This is a genomic window from Bacteroides caecigallinarum, from assembly GCF_021530995.1.
GTDB lineage: Bacteria > Bacteroidota > Bacteroidia > Bacteroidales > Bacteroidaceae > Phocaeicola > Phocaeicola faecigallinarum.
Map to the genome: position 1 here is coordinate 22061 of NZ_JADYTF010000031.1, position 7034 is coordinate 29094.

A 7034-nucleotide genomic window follows, 5' to 3' on the forward strand; every position below is an offset into this window, starting at 1 on the left:
ACATAATTTTATTTGTATTATTTTACTTTGAAGCGTTTAAATGATCTTTTGATTGTATGAGAAGATATCAGTAAACATATTAAGATAATAATACTGTAATTCCCATATATAGCATCATGCCTATGATGTCGTTAGTGATGGAAATAAACGGTCCTGTTGCTATTGCCGGGTCTATTTTAAGCTTTTCCAGTGTCATTGGAACCAGCGTCCCGAAGATGGACGCAAACATGACTACTGCAAACAGACTTATTGATACAGAATAGCTTACTGTTGCACTTGCACCAAATCTGACAAAGTTATATATATATACTAATAATGATATAATCGAAGCGTTAATCAGCGCTACAACAGCTTCTTTACCAACTTGTTTGAATGTGTTTGCCGAATCCAGTGAACTGTTGGCCAATCCCTGTACTACAAGGGCTGATGACTGTGTACCTACGTTTCCTCCGGTACCACCAATCAACGGGATATACAAAGCCATTTCCGGATGAGCTGCAAATGTGGTGTCGAAATTACCCAAAATCATAGAGTTGCCTATACCGCCAAGCATACCTATGAGCAGCCACGGTAGTCGTGCAGTAGTTTGTCTGAATACATTATCATCTGATTCAACGTCTTGCGAGAGACCTGATGCCAACTGATAATCACGTTCAGCCTGCTCACGTACCTCGTCCATTACGTCGTCTACGGTTATTCGCCCTACAAGGCGCCCTATGCTGTCTACTACTGGTACGGCTACAAGGTCGTATTTTTCAATGATTTGTACAACTTCCTCCACTGGTGTATCTACGTGTACTGAAACAGGGTCTTTTTTCATTACATGCTTCACCTTCGATACTGATGGGCTGGTTATCATCTTCTTTAGTGGGAATACACCTCTGAGACGTTCGTCGTCATCCACTACATATACATAGTAGATTTCGTCCATTTCTTCTGCCTGAATACGCATTTCACGAAGACACTCGGGCATACTCCAGTTCTCTTTCACTATCACCATTTCCGTACCCATGAGACCACCGGCTGTATCTTCATCATACTTCAGAAGGTCTACGATGTCTCCGGCCTGTTCAATGTCTTCGATGTGTGAAAGGACTTCTTCCTGCTTGTCTTCGTCCATTTCTCGGATAATGTCTACGGCATCGTCCGAGTCCATGTAGTCTACAAAACGTTTAGCGATTGTTTCCGACGGCAGTATGTCAAGAAATTCCTTACGTGCATCCTCGTCCATTTCAACGAGAACGTCTGCTGCTGTTTCATTGTCAAGCAGCAGATAGACAAATCTTGCATTCTCTGCGTTCAACTCATTGCAGAGTTCTGCTATATCGGCAGGATGTAAATCATTAAGAAGCTCTTTTACCTTGTCTGGCTCCTTGTTTTCTATTAGTTCCGTGATTTTTTTGATTTCTTCGCTGTTCATCCTGTTTAACTTTTAATGGTTTGGTAAATAAAAGTTTTCTTACTCGGTTGTGCTTATAAGCGTATTTTCAGCCAAGGTTTTTTCTACTCTGTTAGTCAAGTCAATGAATTCTTCAACAGAAAGCTGTTCCGGTCTTTTATTGAAAATTGGGTCAGCGCTCAAAGGATTTCCCTTGTCAAGTATAGGTGATATTGAATTTCTCAAAGTCTTTCGTCTTTGGTTGAATGTAGTTTTAACTATTTGCTTGAAAAGCTTTTCATTGCATCCCAGTTCCTTTGTGTCGTTTCGGGTCATTCTTATTACCGCGCTTTTCACTTTTGGAGGAGGGTTGAACACGTGTTCGTGTACAGTGAAAAGATATTCTACATCGTACCAGGCCTGAATCATTACGCTGAGTATTCCGTATGTCTTGTTCCCGGGTTTAGCAGCTATACGTTCGGCCACTTCTTTCTGTATCATACCTGTACAGCAAGGAATTATTTCCTTATTGTCCAGCATTTTGAAGAATATCTGGCTTGAAATATTGTACGGATAATTACCGGTCAGTACGAATGGCTTTCCGTCGAACAATGTCGAAAGATCCATTTTCAGGAAATCTTTCTCTATGATGTTTTCGCCCAACTCTCCAAAGTTTTCTTTTAGGAAAGCTACTGATTCGAAATCCAGTTCCACTACTTTCAATGGTCTGTTTTTGGGAATCAGGAACTGTGTGAGCACGCCCATTCCCGGACCTACTTCCAATACAGGAATTTCAGGACACGTGTCAACAGTGTCCGCTATATCTTTAGCAACTTGTAAATCTTTCAGAAAGTGCTGTCCTAGAAATTTCTTTGGTTTAACTAATTTCATTCCGTATTAAAATATTTCTTTATGATTATATGGTGTATATTCAGTTAAGCATTGTATATTTGCATTGTGCAAAGTTACATAATAATATCTAAATAAATTCAGATTTTGGAACGAAGTGAGTCAAAAAAACTATTAAATAAAATATGGCAGATATTTTTGCCTCTCATTCTTGGAGCCGCAATCCTGGTTTGGACATATAAGGGATTTGATTTCGAGCGGGTGTATTCTGTCCTTTCCGATGGAGTAAACTATTGGTGGATGCTTTTTTCACTGGTTTTCGGAGTCCTTGGACATTTGTTCCGTGGATGGAGGTGGAACTTGTCTTTGGCACCGCTTGGCGAACATCCCAAATTGTCGAATAGTGTATATGCCATTTTTGTTTCGTATGCGGCAAATCTCGTCATTCCTCGTGTAGGTGAGGTTTCGCGTTGTGGAATCCTTGCAAAATATGATGGGGTTTCGTTTTCGAAATCTTTGGGTACAGTAGTTACGGAACGTATCATTGACTCTTTATGTGTAGTGGTTATCACATGTTTTACTTTGCTGTTGCAGTCCGGAGTGTTTGCCAAGTTTATAAAGGAAACAGGCACTGACTCGTCTTTTGTTTTCCATCTTTTCACTTCGACTAATTTTTACATTACTAATATATGTATAATAGCGCTGATAGTTCTTGCATTTTTCATGTTCAGCAAGCTGTCCATCTTTGTTAGGGTCAAATGTATTCTGAATGATATATGGATGGGCTGTATGTCCCTCAGACGTGTCGAAAATATGTCATTGTTCATTTTTTATACTTTAGGGATATGGCTATGCTATTTTCTCCAGTTTTATGTCACATTTTTCAGCTTTGATTTTTCGTCTGATTTAGGGCTTATGGCAGGTCTGGTGATGTTTGTAGTGGGTAGTATTGCAGTTATCGTACCTACTCCGAATGGAGCTGGTCCATGGCATTTTGCTATAATAACAATGATGATGATGTATGGTGTAAGTAAGGACGATGCAGGAATATTTGCATTATTAGTGCATGGAATCCAAACTTTTTTATTAATTTTGTTAGGAATATATGGATTAGTGGCTTTGCCGCTTACCAACAAACAATATAAAACAAAAAACTCATAATCAAAAAACTAACTCTATGAGCGAAATTCTTTCTTTAGCTCCACAGAATGTGTGGAAACATTTTCATTCTATAACTCAGATTCCACATCCGTCAGGACATCTGGAAAAAATTCAGGCTTTCTTGCTTGATTTTGGCAAGAATGCAGGTGTTGAAACTTTTCAGGATGAGGCTGGAAATATTATCTATCGTAAGCCTGCCACTCCTGGAATGGAAAATCTTAAGACAGTGATTCTTCAGGCACACATGGATATGGTGCCACAAAAGAATAAAGAGACAGAGCACGATTTCGAAAAAGACCCTATCCAGACATATGTTGACGGTGAATGGGTTAAAGCCAAAGGTACAACATTGGGCTCGGACAATGGTATGGGTGTAGCTGCCATAATGGCTATTATGGAGGATAAGACTCTGAAACACGGCCCATTGGTAGCTCTTATCACATCAGACGAGGAAACAGGTATGTATGGAGCTTTCGGACTGAAACCTGGTACTATTGAAGGAGATATTCTGCTCAATCTTGATTCAGAAGACGAAGGAGAACTTTACATAGGCTGTGCAGGTGGCGAAGACCTTACTGCTACATTGGAATATAAAGAGGAGGAAACAGATCCTGAAGATGTAGCGCTCAAGGTTACACTGAAAGGTTTGCGCGGCGGACACTCTGGTATTCAGATTGGATGGGGACATGCAAATGCCAACAAACTGATGGCACGTTTCCTTAATCAGGTTATCACATACGATGAAGCATGCCTGGTATCATGGGAAGGCGGAAACATGCGAAACGCTATTCCTCGCGAATGTGAAGTAGTTATAACAGTTCCGGAAACAGAAGTTGAAGATGTATTGGCATTTGTTGGCGAATGTGAACAGGTATGGCGTGATGAGTATGCTACTATCGAGGATGGAATCACTTTCACAGCTGAACGTGTGGAACTTCCTAAGTTCATGGTTCCTGATGAAATCAGAGATAATCTTGTTGATGCTATATTTGCTTGTCCTAATGGTGTAGAACGTTTTATCCCTACAATACCTGATACAGTAGAGACTTCATCAAATCTTGCTATTGTAGAAATCGGTGGAGGTAAAGCTGCTATTAAGGTTCTTACCCGCAGCTCACGTGAATCTATGAAGGATTATCGTAATACTGCTATTGAAAGCTGTTTCTCAATGGCTGGTATGCATGTAGTCCGTTCAGGAGGTTATTCAGGTTGGGAACCTAACGTCAATTCTCCAATCCTTCATGCGATGAAGGCCTCATACAAGGCACAATTTGGAGAAGAACCAGAGGTGAAAGTTATACACGCCGGACTGGAATGCGGTATCATCGGTGCCGTAATGCCTGGTTTGGATATGATTTCATTTGGACCTACACTGCAGTGTCCTCACACCCCTGAAGAACGTTGTCATATTCCTTCAGTAAAGAAATTCTACGATTTCCTTATTGCGACTTTGGAAAATACTCCAGCGAAATAAGCTGAAATTTCAAATAAGATTAGCCAGCCAATTCATAGTCAATGCATTATGAATTGGCTGGCTTGTTTTATGATGTATTACGCTCTGTTTTAATTGTCGTTACACGTTCGTGCAACGTGCGTGACACGTATGTGTAACGCGTGTAACACATATGTGTTGCGAGCGCAACACGAACGTGTAACGCTAACTATGTCTTCATAAAAAAAACACCAGACCTTTACTTTTAAGTAAAAATCGGGTGATTAATGTGTGGAGCTGGAGGGAGTCGAACCCTCGTCCAAACAAGGAAGCCATATGCTTTCTACATGCTTATCTCTGCCTTCGGTTTTCGTGCATAAGCAAGACCAGAGCCACCCACTTATACCTTAGTCCTTAAATTTCACCGGAGCCGCAGGACAAGACTCAAGCTATTCCCGATTTTGCTGCACCGCTATATCAAACGCTTCGGAACAAGAGCTTTTGAGCGATGTCTCGTTTCTGTCACTGTGACAGAAATAAAGCTAATCTACTGTACTTCGATTAAGCAGCGAGAGCATAGTTTTCGTTGCCAGATAATTGTTCAGTAACTGAGATTATAGTGCAAATCACTGACGCACTGCATGCTTACATACCACATCTCTCGCTGTCAAAACCAAACAACCCCAGACGTTAGTATTAAATTGTCTGCAAAAATAATAAAAAACTCTCTAAGTACCAATTTCTAAAGATAAAATATATATTTTTGCTACTCAACATATTCTTAAACCTTAATATCATGAATAAAAGGAACTCAGTTTTTTTCTTATCAGCTTCGTTGTTATTTATGGGATGTTCATTTGTAAATAATAAAGGAAAGGAGGTAGACGGTACGGACCAGGATTCACTTGTGTTTGTGTCCGGTAGTTATTCCTCTCAGGACGAGGAAGGTATAAAAGTCTTCACATTTTCACAAAGTGATGCTGGTTTTGCTTATAAATCAGGGTTAAAGGGGGTTCCTAATCCTTCGTTCCTATCCGAATTGACTTCAAATAATATTATATATTCAGTGGCCGAAGGAGGAGGTGATGACTCTTTTTTATATTCATTGAAATATAATCCGGACAGTATGAACCTGACAGTTATAGACCGTGACAGGACTCAAGGATCTTCTCCATGTTTTGTTATGGCTGATGAAGGGAAAGGCATGGCTTTTACAGCTAATTATTCAGGTGGAAATCTCTCTATTTTCAATATAGATTCTAATGGTAATATTGCTTTGCAGAAGAAGATTGATTTCAGCGGTTGTGGCACTCATCCCACTAGGCAGGAGGCATCGCATATTCATTCTGTCTATTTTTCTCCCGACAGTGTTCATCTTTGGGCAAATGACTTGGGAACTGATAGAATTAGGGTGATAGATGTCGCGGATTATTTGCATAATGATGATATAGTATTACCTGATGGTAGTGGACCAAGACATTTGTGTTTTCATTCTAGTGGAAAGTATGCTTATGTGATTACTGAACTAAGCGGTGATGTAGTGGTATTGAAGATAAATGATGGCAACAAGGCTGAAATTATTCAGACAGTGAAGGCTGATACTGTAGGAGGTGAGGGAAGTGCAGACATTCATTTGTCACCTGACGAGAGATTTCTTTATGCATCTTGCAGAATAAAGTCAGACGGTATAGCTGTGTTTAGAGTTTCGGCAGAAACCGGTAATATAGAGCGAGTTGGTTATTGTCTTACAGGTAAACATCCGCGTAACTTTGCGATAACTCCTAATGGAAAGTATATTCTGGTTGCTTGTCGCGATGAGAATGCAATAGAGATATATGAAGTGAACAGAGAAACAGGAATGCCTATTGATACTGGTAAAAGAATACATACTAAGGCTCCTGTGTGTGTCAGGTGGATAAAATAACGATTTTTCTATGGTGTTATTAAATCTTCTGGTTGATTAAATATATATTATTATAATGTGTATAAAATCTCTTCATAAAATAGTATTGTAATTCAATTGAAAAAAAGAGTATTTATTTTATGTTGAAAAACAGCAAGTTAGCTATGATGTAGTAATTTTTTTGAAAAAAAGTTGTGTCAGGTATTGCGGGAATGAAAAAAGTGCGTACCTTTGCACCCGCAATCGAAAATGATACGGTTGCTAAACAAGAAGTTCTTTGAAAGATTTTAAATAAACAAACAGAATGTAGT

5 protein-coding genes and 1 other RNA gene are annotated in these 7034 nt (G+C 39.5%); 3 read left to right on the top strand and 3 right to left on the bottom strand.

Going from position 1 to position 7034, the window contains the following annotated elements; translation table 11 throughout:
- Positions 1-79 precede the first annotated feature (79 nt).
- On the bottom strand, positions 80-1420 hold the full coding sequence (mgtE, locus tag I6E24_RS06345) for a magnesium transporter (RefSeq protein ID WP_235327161.1): 1341 nt from the start codon (positions 1418-1420) through the stop codon (positions 80-82).
- Positions 1421-1459: 39 nt separating this feature from the next.
- A complete protein-coding gene (rsmA, locus tag I6E24_RS06350; protein WP_235327163.1) occupies positions 1460-2269 on the bottom strand; it encodes a 16S rRNA (adenine(1518)-N(6)/adenine(1519)-N(6))-dimethyltransferase RsmA in 810 nt (269 codons plus the stop codon).
- A gap of 105 nt (positions 2270-2374) precedes the next feature.
- On the opposite strand from rsmA, the gene I6E24_RS06355 reads away from it, so the two are divergent.
- Both I6E24_RS06355 and I6E24_RS06360 read left to right on the top strand, forming a co-directional pair.
- Positions 2375-3388 (top strand): lysylphosphatidylglycerol synthase transmembrane domain-containing protein, encoded by a 1014-nt coding sequence (locus I6E24_RS06355; RefSeq protein WP_235327165.1) that lies wholly within the window; start codon positions 2375-2377, stop codon positions 3386-3388.
- 16 nt (positions 3389-3404) lie between these two features.
- Positions 3405-4862 (top strand): aminoacyl-histidine dipeptidase, encoded by a 1458-nt coding sequence (locus I6E24_RS06360; RefSeq protein WP_235327167.1) that lies wholly within the window; start codon positions 3405-3407, stop codon positions 4860-4862.
- Between the two features lie 247 nt (positions 4863-5109).
- On the opposite strand, the gene ssrA is transcribed toward I6E24_RS06360, so the two are convergent.
- Positions 5110-5505: a transfer-messenger RNA gene (ssrA, locus tag I6E24_RS06365) on the bottom strand.
- A 111-nt stretch (positions 5506-5616) separates the two neighbouring features.
- Between ssrA and I6E24_RS06370 the strand changes: the two genes are divergently transcribed.
- Positions 5617-6744 (top strand): lactonase family protein, encoded by a 1128-nt coding sequence (locus I6E24_RS06370; protein WP_235327169.1) that lies wholly within the window; start codon positions 5617-5619, stop codon positions 6742-6744.
- Positions 6745-7034 lie beyond the last annotated feature (290 nt).

Bases quoted from the DNA above. Each gene is read 5' to 3' on its own strand.
- mgtE (WP_235327161.1), bottom strand. From the start codon at position 1,420: ATGAACAGCGAAGAAATCAAAAAAATCACGGAACTAATAGAAAACAAG.
- rsmA (WP_235327163.1), bottom strand. From the start codon at position 2,269: ATGAAATTAGTTAAACCAAAGAAATTTCTAGGACAGCACTTTCTGAAA.
- I6E24_RS06360 (WP_235327167.1), top strand. From the start codon at position 3,405: ATGAGCGAAATTCTTTCTTTAGCTCCACAGAATGTGTGGAAACATTTT.
- I6E24_RS06370 (WP_235327169.1), top strand. From the start codon at position 5,617: ATGAATAAAAGGAACTCAGTTTTTTTCTTATCAGCTTCGTTGTTATTT.